Genomic DNA, 26,605 nt, shown 5'->3' on the forward strand with positions numbered 1-26,605 from the left:
TCACCCTCCGTAAACTACTGCGCTTAAGGGAATTTTCCCGCCTCTTCGTTACCCTCGGCGGCTGAATTAGGTTGCGTTAAGTCTATTGCTCGCCGAGATCCCGCCGATCCCATGATGTCGACCCGCGACAACGAGCTTGGTGCACGCCGCGAGCAGGGCCCGGAAGCCCTGGTCGCGCTGAGCCAGCTTGCGCTCGACCACATGGAGCAGGGCGTCTGCGTCTACGATGCCGACAACAGGATCGTGCTGGTTAACCAACGCTATCTGTCGCTGTTCGGCATGTCGGCCGATGTCGTGCGGGTCGGCACCAGCTACCGCGAGGTGCTCGCGCACAGCGCCGGGCGTGGCAATTTTCCGGAAAGCGAGCTCGACGCGCTCTATTCGGCGCGGATCGCGCAGATATCAGGGGGAAAGCCGTTCCGCACCGAGCAGCACCTCGCCACCGGCCTCGTCATGTCGCTCGAGCTGAAGCCGCTTCCCGGCGGCGGCTGGATGACGATCTGCGACGATGTCACCCGCCTCGCCCGGCTCGAAGCGGAATTGCGCGTGCAGACCGAGCGCAGCCATCACGCGCTCTCCAACATGTCGCACGGCCTCATCATGTACGACGCCCACAGCCGCGTCGTCGTCTGCAACGATCGTTTCCTGAATCTCTACAACCTCGATTCCGAGATCGTGAAACCGGGGGCCCCGCATCGCACGGTGCTCGACCATTGGGTGGAGCGCGGCAATTTGCCGGGCATGCCGGCCGACGAATTCCATGATGCCAGACTGGAGGACGTGCGCACCAGACGGGCGAAATCCCTGCTGGTGATGCGTTACGACGGCCGCATGGTGCAGACCGTCTCCCGCTTCCTGCCCGACGGCGGCTGGGTGACCGTGCACGAGGACGTCACGGAGCGGCTGCAATACGAGGAAACGCTGAGGCAGCAGAACTTCATCCTCGATGCCGCGCTGGAGAACATGGCGCATGGGCTCGCCTTCTACGACAGCGACATGCGCCTGCGCGTCTGCAACACCACTTACCGCACGATCTACCGGCTGTCGCAAGAGGAGACCCGGCCCGGCACGCATCTCGCCGATCTGATCGAGCGATCGATGGTGAACGGCGCGTTCGCTTCGCAGTACAGTCCGCAGCAGATCCTCGAAGCCGCCCGCGCGCGGATCGCGAGCCGCGATTGCTCGCCGATGCGGCGGAGCATGTCGAACAACACCGTGATCTCGGTGCGATACTGCGCATTGCCCGAGGGTGGCTTCGTCGCCACCTACGAGGACATTACCGAGCGGGAGCACGCGATCGAGGAGCTCAGCGAGCAGTATCGCCGCTTCGACGCCGCGCTGAACAACATGAGCCAGGGCCTGTGCATGCTCGATTCGAGCTTGCGCGTGATCGTCTGCAACCGCCGCTACATCGAGATGTACGGCCTGTCGCCGGATATCGTAAAGCCCGGCGTCTCGATGCGCGAGATCATGGAGCACAGCTGCGAGCTCGGCATCCACCCGAACACGACCGGCGCCAGGCTCTATGCCGACTATGTCGAACGGCTGCGCGAGGGCGAACACACGCTGCATCGGCACCTGAACGACGGCCGCATCATCAAGCTCAATCACAAGCGCATGGAGCAAGGCGGCTGGGTCGTCACTTACGAGGACGTCACCGAGCGTCACAAGGCCCAGGCCCGCGTGGCCCACATGGCGCGGCACGATTCGCTGACCGACCTGCCCAATCGCACGCTGTTCCGTGAGAAGATGAGCGAGGGCCTCAACCAGGTCGCGATCGCCGGCGGCGCGATGGCGGTGCTGTGCTTCGACCTCGACAATTTCAAGACGGTCAACGACCGCCTCGGCCACGCCGCGGGCGACCGCCTGCTGCGTTGGGTCGCAGCGCGGCTGAAAGAAAATGTCGGCGAGCACGACACCGTCGCGCGCCTCGGCGGCGATGAATTCGCCGTCCTGCAGCGCGGACCGCAGCCGCAATCGGCGGAGAAGCTCGCTCGCCGCCTGATCGAGATCATCGGCCATCCGCCGCCCCTGGAGAGCCAGTCGATCCATGTCGGCGCGTCCGTCGGCATCGCCATCGCGCCCGACCACGGGCTCGATGCCGACGAACTGATGAAATGCGCCGACCTCGCGCTGTACCAGGCCAAGGCCAAGGGCCGCGGCGCCTACCAGCTGTTCGAGCCCGAGATGGAAGAGGAGGCGCGCTCGAGGCACGCGCTGGAGCAGGATCTGCGCGGCGCGCTGGAAGCACGCGAATTCCACCTGGTGTTCCAGCCGCAGGTGCGGCTCGATTCATCCGAGCTCACCGGCTTCGAGGCGCTGCTGCGCTGGAAGCATCCCTCGCGCGGCTTCGTTTCGCCGGCCGAGTTCATTCCGATCGCGGAAGAGAACGGCTTGATCGTACCGATCGGCGAATGGGTCTTGCGCAGCGCATGTGCGACGGCCGCGACCTGGCCCGGTGTCGCCGTGGCGGTGAACCTGTCGCCGGTGCAGTTCCGTTCGCGCGGCCTGGTGGCGATGGTCACGAGCGCCCTTGCCGAAGCCGGCCTGCCGCCGCAACGGCTCGAGCTCGAGGTCACCGAGACCGCGCTGCTCGACGACAGCGAGGCGACGATCGAAATCCTGCACCAGCTCCGCTCCCTGGGAGTCCGCGTCAGCCTCGACGATTTCGGCGTCGGCTATTCCTCGCTGAGCTATTTGCGCAAGTTTCCGTTCGACCGCATCAAGATCGATCGCTCCTTCGTCGGCACGCTCGGCGAAAGCCCGGAGAGCGTTGCGATCGTCCGCACCATCGCGAGCCTCGGTTCCGTGCTCGGCGTCGAGACGACGGCCGAGGGCGTCGAGACCGAGGAGCAGCTCGACTTCGTCCGCGAATGCGGCTGCACGGCCGTGCAGGGCTATTATTTCGGCAAGCCCTGCCCCGCGGCCGAGGTCGGCCGCACCATCGAGACGCTGAGCATGGTCCGGCGCGTGGCCTGACGGCTTCGGCTCCCGCAAAATTCCGCCTCTCGGCACACGACAAAACGACCAATTGTCGCATCCCGCGGTTCTGCCGGGATTGCCGCGCCGGTCGCCGCTCACGGAGCGCGCAACGCGCTTTTCTTCTCCCTCGATTTCGGGAACAATCCTCTCACAAGAACGAAGAACGGCGGCCGCAAAGAGGCCCAGAGGGAGGAATTCCGATGTCGCGACATGGGCTGAAGACGATCGCATTTGCGGCGATGGCCGTCACGGGCGCGCTGCTCTCGACGACTGCCGGTGCGCAGGACTATCCCAGCAAGCCGATCACGCTGATCGTGCCGTGGCCGGCCGGCGGATCGACCGACATCTCGATGCGCGCCATCGCCGACAGCGCCTCGAAGCTGCTGGGGCAGCCGATCGTGATCGACAACAAGGCCGGCGGCGGCGGCACGGTGGGACCGGCGACCATGGCGGCCGCCGCGAAGCCGGACGGCTACACCATCTCGCAGATTCCGATCACGGTGTTCCGCCTGCCCCTGATGCAGGAGGTCTCGTGGGATCCGGCCAAGGACTTCACCTACATCGTCCATCTCACCGGCTACACTTTCGGCGTGACCACGAGCGCGGAGTCGCAGTTCAAGACCTGGAAGGACGTGGTGGACTTCGCCAAGGCGAACCCGGGCAAGGTGACCTATGCCACGCCGGGTGCCGGCACTTCGCTGCATATCGGCATGGAGCAGATCGCCGGGATGTCCGGCATCAAGCTGACCCAAGTGCCTTTCAAAGGTGGCGCCGAGACCAATGCTGCCGTGCTGGGACAGCACACCATGCTTCAGGCAGATTCGACGGGATGGCGACCGTTGGTCGACGCCGGCAAGCTCCGCCTGTTGATGGTGTGGACCGGCTCGCGCTCGCCGAATTATCCCGATGTGCCGACGCTGAAGGAGCTCGGCTATCCCATGGTCTACGATTCCCCGTTCGGCATCGCCGGCCCGAAGGGCCTCGATCCCAAGATCGTCGCCAAGCTGCACGATGCCTTCAAGAAGGCCGTCGACGACCCCGCCGTCGTGGCTACGCTCGCCAAATACGACATGGTGCCGAACTACAAGAACACCGAGGACTACAAGAAGTTCGTCGTCGAGGTCACGGAGTCCGAGCGCAAGGTGATCGAGACGCTCGGGCTCGCGAAGAAGTAGAGTTTTCTGCCACACATGCTGACGTCATCCTGAGGTGCGAGCCGCGCTTGCGGCTCGCCTCGAAGGATGGATCGGGGCACCGCCGCCCTTCGAGGGCCGCTGAAGAAGCGGCCACCTCAGGGGGTGACGGTGGTCGAGGGGTGTCTCACATGACCAGCCAAACCAACGTCAAACTCCGCCTCAACAATTCCGAACTCTGGGGCGGGCTGATAGGGCTTGCGCTCGGTGCCTTCGTGATCTGGTCGGGCATGAAGCTCAAGCTCGGCACCATCAACGATCCCGGCTCCGGCTACGTGCTGTTCTACACGGGCATCCTGATGTGCGTCTTCGCGGGCGCTATCATCGTCGCGGCGGTCACCGATGGCGGCCCGACGCTGGCCTCGCGCTGGGAGAACGTGCGCTGGAGCAAGCCGCTGCTGCTGATCGCCTGTCTCGTGGCGTTCTCCGTCGCGCTGGAGCCGCTCGGCTTCCTGCTGTCGTCGATTCCCCTGATGCTGCTGCTCCTGCGGCTGATCGATCCCGTGCGCTGGACGCTGGCGATTCCGATCGCCGTGCTGGTGCCCTCGGGCATGTGGTGGGTGCTCAAGCGGCTGCTGTTGATCCAGCTGCCCTCGGGCCTGTTCGGGATCGGTTGAGCCATGGATACGCTTCTCAACGTCGCGCACGGCTTCGGCGTCGCACTGCTGCCGGTCAACCTGCTCTATTGCTTCATCGGCGTCTTCATCGGCACGCTGGTCGGCGTGCTCCCGGGCATCGGGCCGATCTCGGCGATGTCGCTGCTGCTGCCGGTGACGCTGTCGGGCACGCCGGAATCCGGCATCATCATGATGGCCGGCATCTATTACGGCTCGATGTATGGGGGATCGACCACCTCGATCCTGGTCAATATCCCCGGCGAAGCGGCGTCCGTCGTCACCTGCATCGACGGCCACCAGATGGCGAAGCAGGGCCGCGCGGGCCCCGCGCTCGGCATCTCCGCCTTCGGCTCCTTCATTGCCGGCACGTTCGCGCTGATCGCCCTGATGCTGGTCGCGCCGAAGCTTGCCAGCGTCGCCATCGCATTCGGCCCGGCCGAGTATTTCAGCCTGATGGTGCTTGGCCTCGTGGTCCTCACCTTCCTGACGCAGGGCTCGATGCCGAAGGCGCTGCTGATGGCTTGCATCGGCGTCGTGCTCGGACTGATCGGGCTCGACAGCATCACCGCGCAGCCGCGCCTGACCTTCGGCCGCATGGAGCTGATCGACGGTATCGGGCTCGTGCCCGTCGTGATGGGCCTGTTCGGCGTGGCGGAGGTGCTGCTCAACACCGAGCAGGCGATCAAGCGCGACATCATCAACACCAGGATCACCCATCTGCTGCCGACCAGGGAGGACTGGAAGGCGAGCGCAGGTCCGGTCGGTCGCGGTACCCTCCTCGGCTTCTTCCTCGGTATCCTGCCGGGCGGCGGCGCGGTGGTGGCGTCCTTTGCTTCCTACGCCCTGGAGAAGCGGCTGTCGAAGACGCCCGAACGCTTCGGCCATGGCGCGATCGAAGGCGTCGCGGGGCCGGAATCGGCGAACAACGCCGCGGCGGGCGGCGCCTTCATTCCGCTGATGACGCTCGGCATCCCGCCGAATGTGGTGATGGCGCTGCTGCTCGGCGCCTTCGTCATTCACGGCCTGCAACCGGGACCGTTGCTGATCACGCAGAACCCCAGCCTGTTCTGGGGCATCGTCGCCAGCATGTATATCGGCAACGTCATGCTGCTGATCCTGAACCTGCCGATGATCGGGATGTGGGTGCAGCTGCTCAAGCTGCCCTACAATATCCTGTTCCCGCTGATCATCCTGTTCACGATCCTCGGCGTCTACTGCTCCAGCAACAACGTATTCGACGTCTATGTGATGATCGCGTTCGGCATCATCGGCTATTTCATGCGCAAGCTCGGCTACGAGCCGGCACCGCTGGTGCTGGCCTTCGTGCTGGGACCGATGATGGAGAACAATTTGCGCAAGTCGCTGATCCTGTCGCAGGGCGATCTCTGGACCTTCGTGCAGCGACCGATCTCGGCGGTGTGCCTCGCGTTTGCCCTGGTGCTGCTGATCGCGCCGATGCTGCCGGCGCTGCGCAGGAAGCGAGAGTTGGTGGCGCTGGACGAGGGAGCGTGAACTTGTAGGGTGGGCAAAGACGCAAAGCGCCGTGCCCACGATCTGCTTGAATTCGAGAGAGGTCGTGGGCACGCTTCGCTTTGCCCACCCTACGATACCTCAGCTCGCCGCAGGCAGCGCATTCTCCGGCGGAGCACCCCACGGGCGCTCGGCCGATGCAAGCCCGATCAGGCGGCCCTGGATGTAGTCGCAGCCCCATTCGCGGAGCATGCCGGCGGCTTCCTCGTCCTGCACCCATTCGGCCACCGTCTTGATGTCAAGGCGGCGGGCGAGGTCGATCAGGGTCTGCACGAAGGCGCGGTCGTCGGCTGAACGGGTGATGTTCTGCACGAAGGCGCCGTCGATCTTCACGATATCCACGCCGAGCTTGCGCAGGTTGCGGAACGAGGTGTAGCCGGCGCCGAAATCGTCGATGGCGATGCGGCTGCCGAAATGCTTGAGACGGCTGACGAAAGCACGGACGTCGTCGATGTCCTGGATCGCGACCGTCTCGGTGATCTCGACGATCAGCCGCTCGGCGACGCCGGGATGAGCCTGCATCAGCGATTCGATTCCCGCCCACCAGTCCGGGTCCATAGTCGTATCGGGCGAGATGTTGAGGCTGAGACAGATGTCCGGCGCAGCCGCAAGCTCGGCAACCACGAGCTCGAGCACGCGATGGTCGACCAGGCGAATGAGGCCGAGACGTTCGGCGACCGGAACGATGTCGGGCGCGAGCAGCACCTGGCCGTCGCCCTGGTCCATCCGCACCAGGCACTCATGGAAAGCGCGCTCGCGCGAGGCGGCGGACACCACCGGCTCATAGGCAAGCTTGATGCGGCGCTCATTCAGCGCGGTGACGATCTCGTCGGTGACGCGGATGTTGACGCGGCGCTGCGCATCGCGCGCGGCATCCGGGCGCCAGGCCGCGAACGAGCCGGCGCGGCGGCGCTTGGCGGCGTCCAGCGTCTCATGGGCGCGGTTGACGGCTTCGTCGGTGTTGCGGGCGTAGCGCGGCAGGCTGACTGCGCCGATCGAGGCCGTAACAGAGACCGGTCCGGATTTGGTCGGCACCACCTCGTCGCGGATGCCGGTAAGAAAGCGCTCGGCGGCGACGTTCATGTCGTCGACGGTGCAGTTCTTCAGGATCAGGCCGAACTTGTTGCCGGAAAAGCGTCCGAGCACGTCGCCGCCGCGCAGGCGCGCGCGGATGCGCTTGGCGATGTCGAGGATCACGGCGTCGGCGACATCGAATCCGAAGGCGTCGTTGACGCGAGCGAGATGGTCGATGCCGACCAGCATGAAGGCCGCCGTCGAGCGGAAACGGGTGGTCTCCTCGATCGCCTCGGCCAGCGCCGCGATCAGGTGAGAGCGGTTGAGCTCGCCGGTCAGCGGATCGAGCCGGGCGAGCTTGGTCAGCTCCTCGTCGCGGGCATGGCGCTCATTGTTGATGCGAACCGAGCCGATCGCGCGCGTGGGGCGGCCGTCGGGACCGGCGAACCAGCGGCCGGTCTCCTCGATCCAGATCACGGGATCGCCGGCGCTCATGCGGACGCCGTACTCGACGCGGTAGGGCGTACCGTCGGCGCCATGCACGGCATAGGTCTGCGCCAGCGCGGCGGTGCGCAGCGATGGCGAGGGCTCGATCAGCTTGGCGAATTCGGCGCCGGTCGCCAGCCGCTCGGCGGGGATGCCCGGGAAGACGCTGGCGGCCTGGTCGCCCCAGACAATGGCGTCGCTGGCGATGTCCCAGGCGAACACGGCCTGACCGAGCGCGGCCAGAATGTCGGAGGCTTGCGGCAATGCAGGGGTCAAAATCGCCTCGTTTCGGGACAGCGTGGGAGTCCTGAGTCGGCACAGGATACGGCCAGATTCGCCCTCGACCCTAGGCAAAGTTCATAAACAATTTGGAAACCACGTTCCCGAGACGCGTGGGAACGATTAGGCTCGGTCGGCATAGGCCTTGCGAGACCATCACATGCACCGGCGCCAATGTCCCAAAACGCGCCAGTTCGAGCAGATGAACGGTGTTGCGATGGTAAATGCAGATGAATTGGAAGAAACGGAGCGGCAAGCCGGCACGGCCCTCGTGCCGCTGGTGCCGACCTTGCGCTTGGTCAGCAAGGCGCCGCTGCCGCGTCCCGATTCCAGCTTCGTCACGCAGTTGATCGCCAATGCCGAGCACATGCCGCAGACGAGCCGGCTGCGCCGCGCCTCGTCCGAGGATGCGCTGATGGCCTATGGCAAGCGCCCGCTGCAAAGCGTCAGCGCGCGGACGCGGCAGGTCGCCTGAAAGCTGATCAGCGCGGCGGAGTCTCGGACGACGGCGGCGTGCCGTTGCCCGGCTGAAGCTGCGGCGAGGGAATTTCCGGCGAGGCCGGGCTCTGCACCGGCTTCGGCGCAGGATGATCCATCAGGACCGATTCCGCGACGGATTGCGCCGAGGTTGCGGGAGGCTCGACCGGCGTCGGCTGCGGCGCAACCACCGGCTCGAACTTGCGTTCGACGACCTCGTCCTCCGCCGGAGCTTCCGCCTGGCGCTTGGCCTTGCGCGGCGCCGGCACCGTCGTCTCGGCGACATAGGTGACGCGACGGCGCGTGCGCTGGGCAATGCCGCCGAGGAAATCGGCCATCGCGAGCAGCACCAGCAGAAAATAGGTGGAGTTGCCGAATTTGGGCCACATCACGAATTCGGCCGCGGCGGCGCCGAACACGATCAGCGACAGCAGATGATCCATCAGGAATTTCGAGCCGGGCCGCGCGCCCTTGACCACTTCGAGCAGCAGCAGCACGACGCCGAGGGCCAGCATCACGTCGGCAAGCGTGACCGGCCAGGCCTCGCCTGACATCATCGGCACCTTGAACAGCACGTCCGTGAAGGACACGCTGGGCATCAGGAAGGCGATGATGTTGTAGACCGCGAGCGGAATCAAAAGCAGCGGGAAACCGACCATCGGCGAAATGCCTTCTCGATCAAGATATCCATACAGGACAATGCGGCGGCGAAGCATTGGCTCCGCCGCCGTCACTGTCATATCTCACAGGGTGGCCGAATTCAGGCAGGCGAAATCACCCTGCCCGAAGAAAGGTCCTGGGCTCAGGACTCTTTCTTCTTCAGGACCTGACGGCCCTTATACATGCCGGTCTTGAGGTCGAGATGATGCGGACGACGGAGCTCGCCGGAGTCCTTGTCTTCCACATAGGTCGGCTTCTTGATGGCGTCTGCCGAGCGGCGCATGCCACGACGCGACGGCGAGGTTTTTCTTCTCGGAACGGCCATTTCAGTATCCTCTAGGGATTGGTGTTCATCAGGGCATCGTCCGGGGGACGGCTCAGCACCCCAACGGGGCGAGCGAAATGCCGATCAAGGCCGGGCTTATAGAGGAAGGCCGGCCGTAAAGCTAGGGTTCTGGACCGGAAAATGCGCCCGGAACGGGCTCAAAATCAGCGATTTTCCCGCCAGCAGGTCGCAAGCGAGCTCGCCTGCCCCCGCGCCATATAGGTGGCCGCCAGCCGCCGGACACCCGGGCCGGGGGTTTTGGCGCTGCGTTTGACCGGATTCGGCAGGATCGAGGCCAGAAGGGCCGCCTCCCGGGGTGAAAGGTCCTCGGCCGACTTGCCGAACGCATGGGCGCTGCCGGCCTCGACGCCAAACTGGCCCTGCGGACCGAACTCGGCGATGTTGAGGTAAATCTCCAGGATCCGCGGCTTGGGCAGCACCAGGTCGATCCAGAGCGCCAGCGGGAATTCGAGCGCCTTGCGGACGAAATCCCGGCCCTGCCATAGGAACAGGTTTTTCGCGACCTGCTGGGTGATGGTGGAGGCACCCCGGAAGGCGGTGCCGTCCTCCCTGGCGTCGTCGATCGCTTCGCGCAGCGCACCCCAATCGATGCCGTGATGCTTGCAGAAATGGGCATCCTCGGCCGCCACCACCGAGCGTGGCAGATAGGGCGACATGTCAGCCAGATCGATCCATTCCCGCTGCATCGGCGTGCCGCGAAGCGAGCGCCATAGCATCAGCGTCGAAACCGGATGGCCGGTGCGGTAGAACGGCGCGATCACATAGGGCGCGAGAATGACGACCGCGAGCGCGACGAGCAGGATTTTGACGATGCGCAAATCGACCTTTCCGGCATGGAACGAGAAGCGGCCACGGATACCACCATTAAGTCTGTGATAATTCGGGCCTTTTCCAGCACTTTTTAGGCCTTCCAAACGATTGACTGGGGCGGGCTCATAAAGGATTGTCCCGCCGAATTTTAGTTCTGGAGCCCTTCTTGATGACCGGCACGTCCCCGTCCGATTTCGCCAAACGTCTGGACAAGACCGCTGATGACACCGAAGCCCTGCTCGGGCGCCTGCTGTCGGACGACATCCTGCACGATGAGATCGCCCGGCCCAAGCGACTGATGGACGCAATGCGCTATTCGAGCCTGAATGGCGGCAAGCGTTTGCGGCCGTTCCTTGTGGTGGAGAGCGCCGCCGTGTTCAGCGTGCCCCGCGAAGCGGCCCTGCTCGTCGGCGCTGCGCTCGAATGCATCCACTGCTATTCGCTGATCCACGACGATCTGCCGGCGATGGACAATTCCGATTTGCGCCGCGGCCGCCCCACCCTGCACAAGCAGACCGATGACGCGACCGCGATCCTCGCCGGCGACGGGCTGCTGACGCTCGCCTTCGACATCGTCACCCGCGACGAGATCCACCGCGACGCCAATGTGCGCCTGCTGCTGACGCGCGCGCTGGCGCGCTGCGCCGGCATCGGCGGCATGGTCGGCGGCCAGATTCTCGACCTCGCCGGCGAAGGCCGCTTCGGCGGCAACGAGCCGATCGATGTCGCCCGCATTCAGCAGATGAAGACCGGCGCGCTGCTGCGCTACGGCTGCATCGCCGGCGCGATCCTCGGCCAGGCCTCGCAGAAAGAATATCAGGCCCTCGACGATTACGGCCGCGCGCTCGGTGAAGCCTTCCAGATCGCGGACGATTTGCTCGACGTCGAAGGCGATGCCGCCGCGCTCGGCAAGCCGGCCGGCGCCGATGCCGTCCTCGGCAAGACCACCTTCGTTACCCAGCTCGGCATCGAAGGCGCCAAGCAACGCGTGCGCGACCTGCTCGCGCGTGCCGACAGCGCCGTCTCGATCTTCGGCGATCGCGCCGCCGTGCTGCAGGCCGCCGCGCGCTTCGTCGCCGAGCGGAAGAGCTGACGCGAGGTACTTCACCTCGCCCCGCTTGCGGGGAGAGGTCGATATTCAAGCGCAGCTTGAATATCGGGTGAGGGGGACTCTCCGCGCGTCCAACTCTCACCGTCGTCGCGGAGGCTACCCCACCCCTCTCCCCGCAGGCGGGGCGAGGGAGCAGACTGCCGCCGCTGCAAGAAGTGAGAGAGCCGTCACCGTCATGGCCAACAGCAAAGAAGACCCCGCCCTCGCCCGCTTCCGCCAGATGTCGCGGCCGGTGCGGCTGATCTATGCACGGCCGCGGACCTTCATTGCGATTGCGGCCGGCATCCTGGTCAGCCTGCTGCTGCCGGGCTCGTACAGGCTGGTGACGCGACTGCTGTTCGGCTGGGATGCCCTGATCGCGGTCTATCTCGTGCTGGTCTATGCGATGATGCTGTGCAACGACCACCAGCACATCCGCCGCGCAGCGGCGATGCAGGACGATGGCCGCTTCGTGATCCTGCTGGTGACGGCGACCGGCGCCTTCGCCAGCATCGCGGCGATCGTCTCCGAACTCGGCACGCCACATCGCGGGGTCCAGGAGCTGACCATCGCGATCTCCACGATCGCGCTGTCATGGGCCGCGGTTCACACGACCTTCGCGCTGCATTACGCGCATGACTATTATCGCGGCACCAAGCCGGGCGGCCTGCAATTCCCGAGCGGCGACAAGGAAGACCACGCCGACTATTGGGATTTCGTCTACTTCTCGTTCGTGATCGGCATGACCGCGCAGGTCTCCGATGTCGGCATCACCGGCAAGACCATCCGCCGCACCGCCACCGCGCACGGCATCGTGTCCTTCATCTACAACACGGCCCTGCTGGCGCTGACGGTCAACATCGCCGCGAGCGCGATCTCAAGCTGATCTGTCGTCCCTGCGCCCCGTGCGCAATGGCGCACGAGGCAGTGACGACACACGCCCTCAATGACAGATCTCGGCGTTGGCGTCGTTGGCGGGGCCGCCACCGCCGCGATATTCGAGGTGGCAGCCACGGCTGACCTGACGGCAGCCGGTGCTGTTGCAGAAGACCTGTCCTCCACCACCGGCGCGGCTGGCGCCGGCAGCGATGCCGGCCGCGGCACCATAGCCACCCGCTGCGCCCGCACCAGCAGCAGCGCCGCCCCCGCCGGCCTGACGACGCTGCCGGGTGGGACGTTCTTCGTCGTCGTTACGCTTCACCGTTGCAGGCTTGGCCGGCTTGGCCGCGCGCTGCTTCACGCAATCATTGTCGTCATCCAGCGCATAGCCTTCACCGCAGACGATCTTGGTGCATTTGTCGCCGTCAACCTTGAAGCCGTGCTCGCAGACCAGCGGGCAGACGCGCGCCGGCTTGGCCTTGACCGCATCCAGCGCATCGGAGCTCGCAACCTTCACGTCGAGCTTGGTGCCGGCATAGCGGTTGAACTGCGAGAGCGACCGCTGCGAGGACGTATTCCAGTTGCCGTCGGCAGAGCCGGAGAAGCAGCCGACGCGGCCAAGCTCGGTCTGCACCGAGCGGCTGAGATCCGCCGGGGCGGCCGCCGGTGTCAGCGAGGCGACGTTGGTGCCAGCAGGGCTCGCCGTGCTGGCCGGCGCGGCGCTCGGTGCCGCCGCGGCAAGATTGACACGCTGCTGCTCGGCGGCAGCCGCCTGCTGCTGCGCCTGCTCCTTGGCCTTCTGCGCGGCAAGCTGCGCCTGCTCGGCGGCCTTCGCATCGGCCGCGGCTTTGGCCTGCGCGTCCTTCTGCGCGCCGAGCGCGGCGAGACGATCACGCTCGGCCTCGGCCTGCTTCGCCTTCTCGGTCGCCGCGGCATGAGCCTGCTCGGCCTTGAGCTTGTCGATCTGCAGCTTGGCGAGGTTGGCATAGAAGCCGTCGGGGTGCTGGGCGAGGAAAGCTTCCCACGCCGGCTTGTTGCCGACCTGCAGCGCGAGCTCGTAGTCGCGGCGCATGTCGACCTGCGGGTTCGCCACGGGCGCTACAGGCCCAGCAGCCGCCACCTTGACCGGAACCAGCGGCACGTCTTCGCCACCGAGCGAGCCGTAGACGAACGGCTCCTGCTTGTTACCGGTCGATTTGAGCACCTCGTCGCGCACGAAGCCGAAGGCGCGGCGGACATCGAGGCCCGGCGTCGTCAGATATTTCGACAGCGCGACCGTAAAGGGACTGTTGGCACCGTCGCCGTCCTGGGCCGTGAAGCCTGCCTTCGCCGAATAGGCGATCAGCGTGTTGGGGCTGGTCGGCTCGACCTGGGCAAGGCCCCGGCCGATGCCGCGCGAGGCGACCGTGCGCTTCATCCTCTTGCCGAACGGATTGTCACGGCAGGCATCCAGGATGACGAGACGGAGCTGCTTGGCGGGTTCGACGGCAACCAGGATGCGGTCGAGCGAGAGCGCCTCGTCGTAAACGTCGGTGTCGCGCTCGAGCTTGGCGTCGACCGGGATCAGGTAGTTCGAGCCCTCGACCTCGAGGCCATGACCGGCATAGTAGACCACTGCGATGTCGGCCGTGCGGGTCGCGTCGGCAAACTCGCGCAGCACGCGCCGTGTATCCAGGGCCGTGAGGTCGTGCCGGTAATCGACGACGTCGAAACCGGCCTCTTTCAGCGTCTTCGCCATCACCGCACCGTCGTTGACGGGGTTGGTGAGCGACGGCGCGTGCTGATAGGCCGAGTTGGCAAGCACCAGCGCGACGCGGTTGCCCGCGAAGGCGGAACCTGTGCCGAACAGCAGCGTGGCGGCGAGGAGAAGCTGGCAGACTCTGATCAATTTGCGCATGACACGACTTCCGAAGTTCGGGACGTACGAGCCCCTTTGGGACCGCTTTAGCAGGATCTGGCCCCGGCGCTTGTGATGGAGGTCACGAAGGCCGCAACGACAGCAACCCGAGAGGCCCCCTTTGTTTGTCGCGCCAGCGCGGCTGCGGTTCGCTGCCAGGCCGGCATCGGCCGAATTGCCTCAGCCATCACCGATATGCCCCCGATATTGCGGCAGATCGTCCGTAATTTCATGCCAGGGCGCCTTCGAGGCCACGAAAATATGGGCGCTCGGCCGGATCGCGGGAGCATCGACCAGGGTTCCCATCGCGACATGGACCCATTGTCCGTCGCGCACCCTGGAATAAAGCAGCGAGCCGCATCGGCCACAATGGACGTCATGGGTGGTGTCATCGCCGACGATGAGCCGCCGGTCGTCCCCCCTGACGATGCGGAGCCGGCCCTGCTCAATGCCGGCGAACGGCTTGAAGGCCGAGCCGGTGGTGCGGCGGCAGTTCGAGCAGTGGCAATTCATCGCATAGGAGAACGCATCCGCCACCTCGAAGCGTACGCCGCGGCAATAGCATTCGCCGATCAGGATACGAGCATTCGAATTTTCTGATCCGGTCATCGCAAGGCCTGCACGCAGATGGCTGACACACCCATAGCGCTTTTTGATGTGTACGACTAAGTTTGCCGCAAGCCATCAACCAAAAGGATGACTCCATGAGCCAGAATCGGTCGAGCGTCGAAGCCGTCGTGCAATCCTATTTCGACGGCCTCTACGAGGGCGACGCCGAGAAGCTCGGCGCCATCTTCCATCCCTCCGCAGACTTGCGCTGGGTCGAGAAGGGCGAATTGCAGGTCCTGACCGTGCCCGACTGGCTCGACCGCGTGCGCAAGCGCCCCTCCGGGAAGGCCGAAGGCAAGCCGCGCGAGGACTTCATCGTCACCATCGACCGCTCGGACGACAAGACCGCCTTCATCAAGGTCCGATGCCAGCTGCCGCCGCGTTTCTTCACTGATTATCTCGTGGCGATGAAGCTCGCCGACGGCTGGCAGATCGTGTCGAAATCCTATCGGTACGATCTGAGGGACTAAGGGAGGCACGCTCCCCCAACCTTCATCAGTCCGAGCCCAACTCTCGCCACACGTCATTGCGAGGAGCTCTCGCGACGAAGCAATCCAGAATCCCACCGCGGATAGATTCTGGATTGCTTCGCTGCGCTCGCAATGACGGAGCGGATAAAGCGCACACGACGTTTCCCTCTCCGCTGACCCGAAAGTCCCCCATGCCGCTCGACCGCCGCTCCCTGCTCGCCTCGCTCTGCTGGATGGCCGCATCTCCCGCATTTGCCGCCGATGCGCCGCCGGAACTGGAATCCTACGAGCGCGAGAGCGGCGGGCGGATCGGGGTCTATGCGGAGAACCTTGCCAACGGCAAGAAGCTCGCCTGGCGGGCCGACGAGCGCTTCGTGATGTGCTCGACCTTCAAGGCATCGCTCGCGGCCTGCGTGCTGGCGCGGGTCGATCGTGGCGAGGAGCAGCTCGCGGCCACGATCCCCTACGGCCAGACCGATTTGCTGGAATATGCACCGGTCGCCAAGCAGAATCTCGCGGCCGGCGCGATGTCGGTCACCGAGATGTGCAAGGCGATCGTCGAGCTCAGCGACAACACCTGCGCCAATCTGCTGCTGGCACGGATCGGCGGCCCGGCTGCCCTCACCGCGTTCTGGCGATCGCTCGGCGACACCATTTCGCGACTCGACCACAACGAGCCCGAACTCAACCGCTCGCCGCCCGGCAATCCCGAGGACACCACGACGCCGGCGGCGATGGCGGGCAATCTGCGGCGCCTGGTGGTGGGCGAAGCGCTGTCGCCGGCCTCTCGCACCCTGCTCACCGAGTGGATGGTGAACTGCAAGACCGGCGCGAACCGGCTGCGCGGCGGCCTGCCCGCAAGCTGGACCATCGGCGACAAGACCGGCAACAACGGCAAGGATGCTTCGGGCGATATCGCCGTCGTCTGGCCCAAACCCGCGACGCCGATCCTGGTCACGACCTATACCCAGGGCGGCTCGCCAAACGCGGCGCAGATCGAAGCCGCCTTTGCTCGCATCGGGCGCATGGTGGCCGAGCGGCTGGCGTAAGCCGCGCGCATTGACGTCGCAGTCGCTTCCGGGTCAAGACAGGCCGCCATGGAAGCGAAATTTCAGACTTTTCTCATCCTGCTCGCCGTGCTGGCGGGCGTGGCGTTGGCCGCGCGCCGCTTCAACATCGCACCCGCCATCCTGCTGATGCTGGCCGGCGTCGGCCTCGCTTTCGTGCCGGGCATGCCGGCGGTGGAACTGCCGCCGGAGCTGGTGCTGCTGATGGTGCTGCCGCCGCTGATCTACTCGGCCAGCGTCGCCATGAGCTGGCGCGAATTCAGGAACAATTTGCGCCCCATCGTCCTGCTCGCGGTCGGCGCCGTGATCTTCACCACCGCGATGGTGGCGGCCGCCACGCATTACATGATCGGCCTGCCCTGGACCATCGGCTTCCTGCTGGGAGCCATCGTCGCGCCGCCCGACGTGGTGGCGCCGCTGGCGATCGCGCGCCGGCTCAACATGCCGCGGCGGCTCCTCGTCATCCTCGAGGGTGAAGGGCTCGCCAATGACGCGACGGCGCTGATCCTCTACCGCTTCGCGCTGGCCGCGATCATGGTCGGGCATTTCTCGCTGCCGCTTGCGGCCGGCGAATTTCTCCTCATCGTCGCCAGCGAGATCGCCTTCGGCATCGGCGTCGGCTGGCTCTCGCTTCGCTTCCGCAAATGGTCCGGAGACCCGCAGGTCGAGCTGACGCTGTCGCTGATCACGCCCTATGTTTCTTATTGGCTGCCCGAGCATCTCGGCGGCTCCGGCGTGATCGCGACCGTCGCTTGCGGGCTTTATGTGAGCTGGAACGGCCCGCTGCTGATCTCCTCGGCAACGCGCCTGCAGGGCATCTTCTTCTGGGACCTCGTGATCTACCTGATCGAGGGCGTGCTGTTCCTGCTCACCGGCTTCCAGATGCGCGCGCTCTACGAGAAATCGAAGGCATTCCCGCTCGACGACATCCTGATTGCGACCGCCGTGGTGCTGGTAATCGTCGTGCTGGCGCGCTTTATCTGGCTCTATCCCGCGACCTATCTGCCGCGAATCCTCAGCAAATCGCTGCGCCGGCGCGATCCGTCGCCGCCCTGGCAATGGCCGTTCGTGCTCGCGTTCACCGGCGTGCGCGGCGCGGTATCGTTGGCGGCCGCGCTCGCGCTGCCGTTCACGCTGCCTGATGGCGACGCCTTTCCGTATCGCGACCTGATCCTGTTCGTGGCCTTCGGCGTCATCTTCGTCACGCTGATCGGCGTCGGTCTCACGCTGCCGCCGGTCGTGCGCTGGCTCGGTGTCGCACAGGCCGGCCGCAACGAGCATGTCGCCGAGCACGAGGCCGAGATCGCGGCCCGGCGCCAGGCGCTCGATGCCGCGCTGAAATCGCTCGACGCGCTGACCGAGGAGAAGGACGTCTCCGACGAGGTGATGCGGTTGTTGCGCGCGCGTCACGAGATCCGCGTCAACCAGCTGCCGGAGTCGCTCGACCCCACCCACCACGACGTCTCCGCCGCAGGCACCGCGCTGACCCGCGACCTGATCGCCGCCGAACGCAAATTCATCCACAACCTCCTGCGCGACGGCCAGATCACCGACGAGACGAGGCGGCGTATCGAGCGCGATCTGGATCTGGAGGAGGCGAGCCTGGCGAACCGCGAGTATCGGGACGTGCCGCTGTAGCTTCCTCGTCATTGCAAGGAGCCCGCGACAAATTGCGAGGTAATTTTGCGCTTGCGACGAAGCAATCCAGACTGCCGCCGCTGAAAGATCCTGGATTGCTTCGCTACGCTCGCAATGACGAGGGCCGAAGCGCCTACCGCCGAGCGCAAAACTCCCTCATCGCAGCTGCAACGGCACCCGCGACCACCTCGTGCCGCTCCGGCGAGTTCATCACCATTTCCTCGTCGCGATTGATGATGGAGCCGGCTTCGAGCAGCACCGCCGCGCTGCTCGTCCGCGAGAGGACGACGAGCCCGTCATAGCGATAGACGCCGACATCCTTGTCGAGCAACTGGCGCCGGTAGCGGCCCATCAGCGGCAAGGTGTATTGGCTGGCATAGTGCAGGCCCTGCTCCTTCAACTGCCTGCCGATCATCCGCGCCAGCGTCAGGCTGGTGGCGAAATGCGCGTTCTGTTGCGAGACGAACAGCGAATGGCCGGAAAAGCGGTCGCTGAAATAGCTGTTCGCGCCGTCGAATTCCCAGGTCTCCAGCAATTTGTCCGGCACGGAATCATGGTGGATCGACAGAAGGAGATCGGCCCGGCCGGCGTTCGCGGCACTCACCCGCTTGAACAGGCTCGGCCGCGCCTTGCCGTCCGTGACGAGCAGGCGGGTTGCGGCAAAGCCTTCGGATTTGAGCTTCGCGGTAATGCGCTTTGCGAGCACGAAATTGAAGCCAAACTCCGGATCGTTGCGCGCGCTGAGGGCGCCGTAGGAATCGGGGGTGTGCCCGACATCGACGACGATCCTGAATTTCGGCATCTCGCATTTGGCCGGTGATTGCGGCGACTTCGGCCTCGCCTTCGCAAGCTTTCGCGCAGCGGCGGCTTCGCTGCGGCCGGCAGGCGCCAGCGACGACAGCGGGAGCGAGGCAACCAGTCCGACGATAATGCTGCGCGAATACCCCACGCGTTACTCCGCTGCTGCTATCAGCAATTCGCCCAAACCCGTTCCGGGGCAGGACTCGGTCAGGGGTCTGTTTTCCTTTGCGCGAGACATGGGAAACCCTCCCGATTTGTTTTTGGGAAGATTGGCGCCGGAGCGGGAATACGTCAACGCGAGGGCTGCACAGAATCTGCAGTAGGGTGGGCAAAGGCGCTCTCGCGCCGTGCCCACCAATCTCTCCGTATTGCATGCAGATGGTGGGCACGCTGCGCTTTGCCCACCCTACGGCCCGCGTCCGGGGCACGAGCGGCCTAAACCGGCCGCTCCCCCTTCACCGTCACCCGCGTGCCGGACCGCGCGTGCGGCCAGTAATCCCACATCGCGCGGTGCTGGGTGCAGCGATTGTCCCAGAACGCGATGGCATTCTCGGTCCAGCGGAAGCGGCATTGGAATAGGGGGTTCTCGGCGTGCTGGTAGAGGTACGCGAGCATCGCGTCGCTCTCGTCGCGCGGGATGCCGTTGATGTGGCGGGTGAAGCCTCGGTTGACGTAGAGCGCCTTCTTGCCGGTGACGGGATGGGTCCGCACCACGGGATGCTCGGCGCTCGGATAGGACGGACGGTCGGCGACGCCGTAATTGGCATAGAGGCCGCGATAGATGGGCTCGCCGTCATGCAGCGCAGTCAGGCCGTCGAGATAGGCCTTCATGCGGTCCGACAGCGCTTCATAGGCCGCATACATGTTCGCGAACAGCGTGTCGCCTCCGCGCGGCGGGCACTGCTTGATGTAGAGGATCGAGCCCATCGGCGGCTCGAGATCGCAGGACACGTCGGAATGCCAGCCCTCGCCGTTCGCGCGCGGCGAGTTCTTGTCGGCGTAGATCTTCATCAAGGCCGGATCTTCGTCTTCATGCGGCGCGGCCGGATGGAAATGCAGCTCGCCGAATTTTCGGCCGAAGGCGAGATGCTGCTTCGGCGTGATGCTCTGGTCGCGAAAGAAGATGACGAGGTTTTCGGCGAGCGCGCGGTGGATCTCGTCCATCTGCCGGTTGGAGCGGGCGTCGCCCTCGACCAGCGCGCCGATGTCGATGCCGGAGATTTCCGCGCCGATGATGGGGGTGAGTTTTTCGACCGCGATGGTCTCGTAGGGCGCGCCGTCCTCGGCCGTGTGGCGATAGCGCGGGCCCTGCTTGCCGGCGAGTGAGCTCATGGCGTGTCTCCCGATCATTGTTGATTGGAGACATCGTAGCAATGTAGGGCGGGTTAGCGAAGCGTAACCCGCCACTTCGCGCCCGCAAAAAAAATAAGGCGGATTGCGCTTGCGCTAATCCGCCTTACGAATTCAACGATGTGATGGCCGCAAGATTACTCCGCTGCCGTCACCGGCACCTTGGCGCCCTGGCCGTAGCGCTGGTCGATATAGTCGATCACCAGCGCCTTGAAGTCGGCGGAGATGGTCGGGCCGCGCAGCGTGCGGAACTTCTTGCCGTCGACGAACACGGGCGCAGCCGGCGCTTCGCCGGTGCCCGGCAGCGAGATGCCGATATTGGCGTGCTTGGATTCGCCGGGGCCGTTGACGATGCAGCCCATGACGGCGACGTTGAGCTCCTCCACGCCGGGGTACTTGGTCTTCCAGGCCGGCATCTCGTCGCGGATGAAATCCTGGATCGAGCGGGCCAGCTCCTGGAACGTGGTCGAGGTGGTGCGGCCGCAGCCGGGGCATGCCGCAACCAGCGGCACGAAGGTGCGGAAGCCCATGGTCTGCAGCAGCTCCTGGCCGACCTGCACCTCACGGGTACGGTCGCCGCCGGGCTCCGGCGTCAGCGAGATGCGGATGGTGTCGCCGATGCCCTGCTGCAGCAGGATGCCGAGCGCGGCCGAGGAGGCCACGATGCCCTTCGAGCCCATGCCGGCTTCGGTGAGGCCGAGATGGATCGCGTAATCGGAACGGCTGGCGAGATCCTGGTAGACCGCGATCAGGTCCTGCACCGCCGAGACTTTCGCGGAGAGGATGATGCGATCCTTGGGCATGCCGAGCTCTTCGGCACGCGCGGCCGACAGCAGCGCCGACTGCACCATGGCTTCGCGCGTCACCGCGCGCACGTCGCGCGGATTGGCGGAGGCGGCGTTCTCGTCCATCAGCTTGGTGAGCAGCTCCTGGTCGAGCGAGCCCCAATTGGCGCCGATGCGCACCGGCTTGTCGTTCTTGTTGGCGATCTCGATGATGTCGGCGAACTGGGTGTCGCGCTTGTCCTTGAAGCCGACATTGCCGGGATTGATGCGGTACTTGGCGAGCGCCTCGGCGCAGGCCGGATAGGCCGCGAGCAGCTTGTGACCGATATAGTGAAAGTCGCCGATCAGCGGCGTGGTGATACCGCGCTTGGCGAGGCCGTCGCGAATGTGCGGCACGGCCGCCGCGGCTTCCTCGCGGTCCACGGTGATGCGGACCATTTCGGAGCCGGCGCGCGCGAGCGCTGCGACCTGGGCAATGGTACCATCGATGTCTGCCGTGTCGGTGTTGGTCATCGACTGCACGACGATCGGCGCGCCGCCGCCGACGGCGACGTCGCCGACCTTGACCTGGGTGGTACGATGACGCGGTGCAGGCCCCGCGATGTCGGAATCAATGGTGGTTTCGGGCTTGTTCATGGGGTCCAAATATCAGGTTTTGGTGACGTTCAGCAATGCATCAGCTGGCGCCGCGGCCGTTTGGCTCGGACGGTTAACCAGAAAAAGCCCAGCAATTACAAGGACGGCAGCCGCCCCAAAGGCCAGGCTCAGGGTGTCGTGCATGATGAAATAGCTACCCACCACGCCAAACAAAGGGGTGATGAAGGTAAAAGCCGACAATTTGCTGGCCGAATAGGTCTTCACCAGAGCGAACCAAAGCGTGAACGTGGTTCCAACCACCCAGATCGCCTGGAAGGCCATCAGGCCGAGCGAGAGCGGCGCCGGCGTATGCGTGATGGTCTCGCCGAACAAAAAGGCCGCCAGCCCCAGGATCGGGATCGAGGTGGCGACCTGATAACCCAGCGCCTTCTCGGGCGCGGCGAACCGCAGCCGCGTGCCCTTGGCAACCAGCGTGGTCGCCGCCCACAGTGCGGCACCGCCGACGATCATGAGGTCGCCGAGCAGAACATGCGCATCGACATTGGGCTGCGGCACGCCGATCGCGAGTGCGACGCCAGCAAAGCTGATGGCAAGGCCCAGCCATTGCGAGGCGCCGAGCCGCTCGCCAAGCACCTGGTAGGAGCCGAGCGCGACGAAGAACGGCGCGGTGTAGAGAAACACGACCGCGCGCGAGGCCGAGGTGAGGCGCAGCCCCTGAAAGATCAGCACGAATTCAATGCCGAACATCAGCCCGGCGATCAGGCCCGGCTTCCATGTGCGATCGTTCTCGAAGAATTTGACGCCGCGAAGCGTGCCGATGATGAACAGGACCGGCAGCGCGCCCGCCGAGCGGATCGTGGCCTGGAGCATCGGCGGGATGTCCGGCAGCACCAGCTTCACCGCGATCTGGTTGAACCCCCAGGTCAGGCACAGCATGAGCATCAGGGCGATGGCGCCGGCACTGAGAGGACGTGCGGCGGATAGGTTGGGTTGGGTTGCGGACATGTCTTCCCGAAAAACCGGCTTGGCGCCGTTGTTGTTGCTTTATGCAGCTTTCTGGCAATGGGTGCAGACGCCCGTGATCTCCACCACGGACAATTTAGGCGCAAAGCCCGAGCTGCGCGCTGCGGCGTTGAGATCTCCGGCAAAGGATGCCGACGGGATCTCGCCGACCAAGCCGCAGCGCTCGCAGATCAGGAACGCCACCGCCGAGGTCGCATCGTGGTCGTGCGCGGCACAGGCGAGATAGGCGTTGCGGCTTTCGATGCGATGCACGAGGCCGTTGGCCATCAAGAAATCGAGAGCGCGATAGACCGTGATCGGCGCCGGCCGGGACATGGATTTGGCGAGCTCGTCGATCACCTCATAGGCGCCGAGCGGGCGGTGGCTCGAAAGCAACGCACCCAAAACCTGGCGGCGAATCGGCGTGAATTTCTGTGCTCGCTGCACGCAGACCTCCTCGGCATGCGCCAGCGCATCCGCGGTGCAGCGGCCGTGATCATGGTCGGGCGCGGGAAAAGCCGGCTTGGCGAGGGTCATGCGGTCACCAGTCTAGCAGTTGGGCAGGGGAACCCAAAGCGCGACCCGGCGAACGGCTGCCAGCCATGCTCATCCCGCGGGACAGCGTCCCGTTAATCCGCCGTGAAGTAATCGTAAGCTTGCTTATTATATCCAAGCTTATTGGAGACGAAGCTTATGACCCGTGGGTCGGTCGACCAGAATTTCCTGTTTACGCTGGGCGAGCTCTACCGCCTGCTCCGCGTCTATGCCGACAAGGAGGCCTCGCGGTTCGGCATCACCCGGGCCCAATGGGCGGTGCTGGCCAAGGTCGAGCGCAGCGAGGGCATGAAGCAGTCGGAACTCGCCGAGCTGCTCGAGATGCAGCCGATCACGCTGACCCGCCTGATCGACAAATTGTGTGAGAGCGACTGGATCGAGCGCCGCAACGACGCCTCGGACCGCCGCGTCAAGCGCCTGCACCTGAAGAAGGCCGGCCGGCAGTTGCTCGGCCGGATGAGCGGGCTGAAGTCCGAGCTCACCGCCAACGCGCTGGAGGGCATCACGCCGGCGGACGCCCATCGTCTTCTCACCCAGCTCGAAACCATCAAGGAAAACGTCCGCTCCGCGATCCAGACTTCCGGTGCGGAACAAGCGCGCAAGGAGCAGCGCTATGGCTGATCAAGTCCTCAAATTCCAGCCCGAGCAGAAGGCGGACAGCGGCAAGCCGACCAAGAAGGCAGGCACCGATCCGCGCCGTCGCTTTATCGCGGGCCTGCGCCGCTATCGCCGCTTCCTGCTCCTGGTCGTGCTACCCCTGACCGCCGCGGTCACCGGCCTCACCTTCTATTTGCACGGCGGCCGCTATGTCGGCACCGACGACGCCTATGTTGGCGCGCAGAAGGTGCTGGTGACGCCCGACATCTCCGGCAAGATCCTGAAGGTGGTCGTGAAGGAAGGCCAGTCCGTCAAGAAGGGTGACGAGCTGTTCGAGATCGACGCCGTCCCGTTCCGCCTCGCAGTGGAGGAGACCAAGGCGCAGCTCGCGCAGGCGCGCACGACCTATGACAACCTCGTCGCCAACATCAAGATCTATGGCGACATGCTGGCCCTCGCCCAGCAGGGCATCGATCTGAAGCAGCGCGACGTCGAGCGCAAGCAGGCGCTGGTGAAGAACAATTACGGCTCGCAGCTCGATCTCGACAACGCCTCGAATGCACTGGTCACCGCCGGTGCGCAGGCGCAGTACATCAAGCAGCAGCTCTCCAACGCCAGGACGCAGCTTCTGGGCAATCCCGAGCTGCCGCTGGAGCAATTCCCGGCCTACGCGCAGGCGAAGGCCAAGCTGGACGACGCCCAGCGCAACCTCGACCACACCGTGCTGCGCGCGCCGATGGATGGCGTGGCGACGCAGGTCGAGCAGATCCAGCTCGGCCGCTATGTCGCCGCCGGCACGCCGGTGTTCTCCATCATCGATGTCGCCCATCCCTGGGTCGACGCCAATCCGAAGGAGAGCGACCTCACCCACGTCACCGAGGGGCAGGCCGTCACGCTCGAGGTCGACGCGTTCCCGAACCATATCTTCAAGGGCAAGATCGGCTCACTCTCGCCCGGCACCGGCGCGCAATTCGCGATCCTGCCGCCGCAGAACGCCACCGGCAATTTCGTCAAGGTGGTGCAGCGCGTGCCGATCCGCATCTATTTCGACGAGACCGACAAATACGTGCGCAAGCTGAAGGCCGGCATGAGCGTCTATGCCACCATCGACACCGGCCATCAGCGCTCGCTCGCCGGCCTGCTCGGCCTGTCGGCGACCGCGAGCCAAGATAAAGACTGACGAGGACTGATCGGATGTCCGGTCCCAACGCCCATCTGATGGTCCCCGGCCTGCGCCGGAACATGGTGACGATCTGCGCCATGACGGCGACCATCATGCAGGCGCTGGACACCACCATCGCCAACGTCGCCCTGCCCTACATGCAAGGCACGCTGTCGGCCTCGCAGGACCAGATCAACTGGGTGCTGACCTCCTACATCGTCGCGGCCGCCATCATGACGGCGCCGGTAGGCTGGATCGCCAACCGCTTCGGCCGCAAGCGCATCTTCATCATCTGCTCGGCCGGTTTCACCATGGCCTCGGTGCTGTGCGGCCTCGCGCAGGACATCAACCAGATGGTGCTGTTCCGCCTGCTGCAGGGCGTGTTCGGCGCGGCGCTGGTGCCGCTGTCGCAATCGGTCATGCTCGACTATTACACGCTCCAGGAACGCGCCAAGGCGATGTCGATCTGGGGCATGGGCGTGATGATGGGCCCGATCATGGGTCCGTCGCTGGGCGCGTGGCTGACCGAGACGTATTCCTGGCACTGGGTGTTCTTCGTCAATTTGCCGTTCGGTGCGATCACCGTGCTCGGGCTGATCGTGTTCATGGACGAGACCGACAGGAATCTCAGCCTCAGATTCGATTTCTTCGGTTTCGCGGCGCTCGCGGTTGCGATCGGCTCGCTGCAGCTCGCGCTCGACCGCGGCGAGCAATTGGGCTGGCTGGAATCCAACGAGATCCTCGCGGAGTTCATCGTCTCGGCCGTCGCCTTCTACTTCTTCCTCGCGCACTCCTTCACGACCTCGACGCCGTTCATCCGCTTCGCGCTGTTCCGGGACCGCAACTTCGTCACCGGCTGCATGTTCATGGTCGTGATGGGGCTCGTGCTGTTCTCGACCATGGCGCTGGCCTCGCCCTATATGCAGAACGTGATCGGCTACCCCATCATCACCGCCGGCCTCCTGCTGGCGAGCCGCGGCTTCGGCACCTTCTTCGCCATGATGCTGGTCGGCCGCATGATGCGCTATTTCGAGGCACGCACGCTGATCATCTCCGGCCTGACCCTGACCGCGGGCTCGCTGTTCCAAATGACGGGGTGGACAGATCTGACCCAGGTGCCGGAGATCGTGACCGTCAGCGTCATCCAGGGCTTCGGCTTCGGCCTCGTCTTCGTGCCGCTTTCGACCGTGGCGTTCCTGACGCTGTCGAACGAGCTGCGAACCGACGGCACCGCGATGCTGACCCTGATGCGCAACGTCGCGAGTTCGGTCGGCATCTCCGTCGTCATCGCGCAGCTGACGCAGGGAACGCGGCGGACTTACGCAATCCTGTCCGAGAACATCAACCCGTTCAACCATGCCCTGCAGATGCCGGACGTCAGGGGCCTGATCAACCTGTCCACCGACGCCGGCCGCGCCATGGCCGACAGGATGGTCAGCGTGCAGGCGCAGATCATCGCCTTCGCGCACGACTACCAGCTGGTGATGATCTTCATCCTCTGCACCATCCCGCTCGCTTTGCTGATCGGCTCGACCAAGGCCACGCTGCGCAAGCAGGCGGCCGGGCCGGAACATGCGGTGATGGAGTAGGCGCGCGCGATCCACACACTCCGCTGTCGTCCCTGCGAACGCAGGGACCCATAACCACAGGAAGTGGTTTGGCGAAGACTCGGAGTTGGCAGCTTACGCTACGACTGCATCCTGTGGTTATGG

Annotated in this window: 24 protein-coding genes; 13 read left to right on the forward strand and 11 right to left on the reverse strand. The window is 65.1% G+C overall.

All coding sequences use genetic code 11. The annotated features are described in order from the left end of the window. Nucleotides 1-111: 111 nt before the first annotated feature. The 4 genes from QRQ56_RS12555 (at nt 112) to QRQ56_RS12570 (ending at nt 6,304) form a co-directional block, all read left to right on the forward strand. A complete protein-coding gene (locus QRQ56_RS12555; RefSeq protein ID WP_438740340.1) occupies nt 112-2,979 on the forward strand; it encodes a PAS-domain containing protein in 2,868 nt (955 codons plus the stop codon). A 203-nt stretch (nt 2,980-3,182) separates the two neighbouring features. Beyond that, nucleotides 3,183-4,157, forward strand: coding sequence for a tripartite tricarboxylate transporter substrate binding protein (locus QRQ56_RS12560; RefSeq protein ID WP_438740341.1), 975 nt, complete (start codon nt 3,183-3,185; stop codon nt 4,155-4,157). A 149-nt stretch (nt 4,158-4,306) separates the two neighbouring features. Beyond that, nucleotides 4,307-4,792, forward strand: coding sequence for a tripartite tricarboxylate transporter TctB family protein (locus QRQ56_RS12565; protein ID WP_438740343.1), 486 nt, complete (start codon nt 4,307-4,309; stop codon nt 4,790-4,792). Between the two features lie 3 nt (nt 4,793-4,795). Next, on the forward strand, nt 4,796-6,304 hold the full coding sequence (locus tag QRQ56_RS12570; protein ID WP_438740345.1) for a tripartite tricarboxylate transporter permease: 1,509 nt from the start codon (nt 4,796-4,798) through the stop codon (nt 6,302-6,304). 99 nt (nt 6,305-6,403) lie between these two features. On the opposite strand, the gene QRQ56_RS12575 is transcribed toward QRQ56_RS12570, so the two are convergent. Then, the gene (locus QRQ56_RS12575) at nt 6,404-8,098 is read right to left on the reverse strand and encodes an EAL domain-containing protein (RefSeq protein ID WP_438740346.1); all 1,695 of its coding nucleotides are present in this window, start codon (nt 8,096-8,098) and stop codon (nt 6,404-6,406) included. Between the two features lie 220 nt (nt 8,099-8,318). Between QRQ56_RS12575 and QRQ56_RS12580 the strand changes: the two genes are divergently transcribed. Then, nucleotides 8,319-8,576 (forward strand): hypothetical protein, encoded by a 258-nt coding sequence (locus QRQ56_RS12580; RefSeq protein ID WP_438741454.1) that lies wholly within the window; start codon nt 8,319-8,321, stop codon nt 8,574-8,576. Between the two features lie 7 nt (nt 8,577-8,583). Here the strand turns inward: QRQ56_RS12580 and QRQ56_RS12585 are convergent, their stop codons facing one another. The 3 genes from QRQ56_RS12585 to mtgA all read right to left on the reverse strand — a co-directional run bounded on the left by QRQ56_RS12585 (nt 8,584) and on the right by mtgA (nt 10,402). Then, nucleotides 8,584-9,237 carry a hypothetical protein gene (locus tag QRQ56_RS12585; protein WP_438740348.1) on the reverse strand — a complete coding sequence of 218 codons (654 nt, stop codon included), beginning with the start codon at nt 9,235-9,237 and terminating at the stop codon, nt 8,584-8,586. A gap of 143 nt (nt 9,238-9,380) precedes the next feature. Beyond that, nucleotides 9,381-9,563: a 50S ribosomal protein L32 gene (rpmF, locus tag QRQ56_RS12590; protein ID WP_007598106.1), complete on the reverse strand. Its 183-nt coding sequence runs from the start codon at nt 9,561-9,563 to the stop codon at nt 9,381-9,383. 164 nt (nt 9,564-9,727) lie between these two features. Continuing rightward, nucleotides 9,728-10,402 carry a monofunctional biosynthetic peptidoglycan transglycosylase gene (mtgA, locus tag QRQ56_RS12595; protein WP_438740349.1) on the reverse strand — a complete coding sequence of 225 codons (675 nt, stop codon included), beginning with the start codon at nt 10,400-10,402 and terminating at the stop codon, nt 9,728-9,730. Between the two features lie 161 nt (nt 10,403-10,563). On the opposite strand from mtgA, the gene QRQ56_RS12600 reads away from it, so the two are divergent. Both QRQ56_RS12600 and QRQ56_RS12605 read left to right on the forward strand, forming a co-directional pair. Further along, nucleotides 10,564-11,487 (forward strand): polyprenyl synthetase family protein, encoded by a 924-nt coding sequence (locus QRQ56_RS12600; RefSeq protein ID WP_438741456.1) that lies wholly within the window; start codon nt 10,564-10,566, stop codon nt 11,485-11,487. Nucleotides 11,488-11,680: 193 nt separating this feature from the next. Next, nucleotides 11,681-12,370, forward strand: a complete 690-nt coding sequence (locus tag QRQ56_RS12605; protein ID WP_438740351.1) for a DUF1345 domain-containing protein — start codon at nt 11,681-11,683, stop codon at nt 12,368-12,370. Between the two features lie 57 nt (nt 12,371-12,427). Here the strand turns inward: QRQ56_RS12605 and QRQ56_RS12610 are convergent, their stop codons facing one another. Together QRQ56_RS12610 and QRQ56_RS12615 are read right to left on the reverse strand one after the other, a co-directional pair. Further along, on the reverse strand, nt 12,428-14,260 hold the full coding sequence (locus tag QRQ56_RS12610) for a caspase family protein (RefSeq protein ID WP_438740352.1): 1,833 nt from the start codon (nt 14,258-14,260) through the stop codon (nt 12,428-12,430). 180 nt (nt 14,261-14,440) lie between these two features. After that, nucleotides 14,441-14,869, reverse strand: a complete 429-nt coding sequence (locus tag QRQ56_RS12615; protein WP_438740354.1) for a GFA family protein — start codon at nt 14,867-14,869, stop codon at nt 14,441-14,443. Nucleotides 14,870-14,964: 95 nt separating this feature from the next. Between QRQ56_RS12615 and QRQ56_RS12620 the strand changes: the two genes are divergently transcribed. From QRQ56_RS12620 to QRQ56_RS12630, 3 genes are all read left to right on the forward strand, one after another. Continuing rightward, entirely contained in the window at nt 14,965-15,339 is a 375-nt protein-coding gene (locus QRQ56_RS12620) for a nuclear transport factor 2 family protein (protein ID WP_063686144.1), read from the forward strand. Nucleotides 15,340-15,530: 191 nt separating this feature from the next. After that, nucleotides 15,531-16,388 (forward strand): class A beta-lactamase, encoded by an 858-nt coding sequence (bla, locus tag QRQ56_RS12625; RefSeq protein WP_438740356.1) that lies wholly within the window; start codon nt 15,531-15,533, stop codon nt 16,386-16,388. 48 nt (nt 16,389-16,436) lie between these two features. Then, a complete protein-coding gene (locus QRQ56_RS12630; RefSeq protein WP_438740358.1) occupies nt 16,437-18,044 on the forward strand; it encodes a Na+/H+ antiporter in 1,608 nt (535 codons plus the stop codon). A 133-nt stretch (nt 18,045-18,177) separates the two neighbouring features. Here the strand turns inward: QRQ56_RS12630 and QRQ56_RS12635 are convergent, their stop codons facing one another. The 5 genes from QRQ56_RS12635 to QRQ56_RS12655 all read right to left on the reverse strand — a co-directional run bounded on the left by QRQ56_RS12635 (nt 18,178) and on the right by QRQ56_RS12655 (nt 23,116). After that, nucleotides 18,178-18,993, reverse strand: a complete 816-nt coding sequence (locus QRQ56_RS12635) for an N-acetylmuramoyl-L-alanine amidase (protein ID WP_438740360.1) — start codon at nt 18,991-18,993, stop codon at nt 18,178-18,180. Nucleotides 18,994-19,280: 287 nt separating this feature from the next. Further along, nucleotides 19,281-20,177: a TauD/TfdA dioxygenase family protein gene (locus QRQ56_RS12640; RefSeq protein ID WP_438740362.1), complete on the reverse strand. Its 897-nt coding sequence runs from the start codon at nt 20,175-20,177 to the stop codon at nt 19,281-19,283. A gap of 155 nt (nt 20,178-20,332) precedes the next feature. Further along, nucleotides 20,333-21,616 carry a flavodoxin-dependent (E)-4-hydroxy-3-methylbut-2-enyl-diphosphate synthase gene (gene ispG / locus QRQ56_RS12645; RefSeq protein WP_438740363.1) on the reverse strand — a complete coding sequence of 428 codons (1,284 nt, stop codon included), beginning with the start codon at nt 21,614-21,616 and terminating at the stop codon, nt 20,333-20,335. Between the two features lie 12 nt (nt 21,617-21,628). Then, a complete protein-coding gene (locus QRQ56_RS12650; RefSeq protein WP_438740365.1) occupies nt 21,629-22,582 on the reverse strand; it encodes a DMT family transporter in 954 nt (317 codons plus the stop codon). Nucleotides 22,583-22,621: 39 nt separating this feature from the next. Further along, nucleotides 22,622-23,116 carry a Fur family transcriptional regulator gene (locus QRQ56_RS12655; RefSeq protein ID WP_438740366.1) on the reverse strand — a complete coding sequence of 165 codons (495 nt, stop codon included), beginning with the start codon at nt 23,114-23,116 and terminating at the stop codon, nt 22,622-22,624. Between the two features lie 156 nt (nt 23,117-23,272). On the opposite strand from QRQ56_RS12655, the gene QRQ56_RS12660 reads away from it, so the two are divergent. Genes QRQ56_RS12660 through QRQ56_RS12670 form a run of 3 tightly spaced genes read left to right on the forward strand, consistent with a single transcriptional unit; the run spans nt 23,273 to nt 26,482 of the window. Continuing rightward, nucleotides 23,273-23,755 carry a MarR family winged helix-turn-helix transcriptional regulator gene (locus QRQ56_RS12660; protein WP_438740367.1) on the forward strand — a complete coding sequence of 161 codons (483 nt, stop codon included), beginning with the start codon at nt 23,273-23,275 and terminating at the stop codon, nt 23,753-23,755. Then, a complete protein-coding gene (locus QRQ56_RS12665) occupies nt 23,748-24,911 on the forward strand; it encodes an HlyD family secretion protein (RefSeq protein ID WP_438740369.1) in 1,164 nt (387 codons plus the stop codon). The genes QRQ56_RS12660 and QRQ56_RS12665 overlap by 8 nt, the downstream gene beginning before the upstream one ends. A 14-nt stretch (nt 24,912-24,925) precedes the next feature. After that, complete coding sequence (locus QRQ56_RS12670; RefSeq protein ID WP_438740371.1) at nt 24,926-26,482, forward strand: MDR family MFS transporter; 1,557 nt, start codon at nt 24,926-24,928, stop codon at nt 26,480-26,482. Nucleotides 26,483-26,605: the final 123 nt, after the last annotated feature.

The sequence above is a fragment of the Bradyrhizobium sp. U531 genome (genome assembly GCF_051710265.1).
Lineage (GTDB): Bacteria > Pseudomonadota > Alphaproteobacteria > Rhizobiales > Xanthobacteraceae > Bradyrhizobium.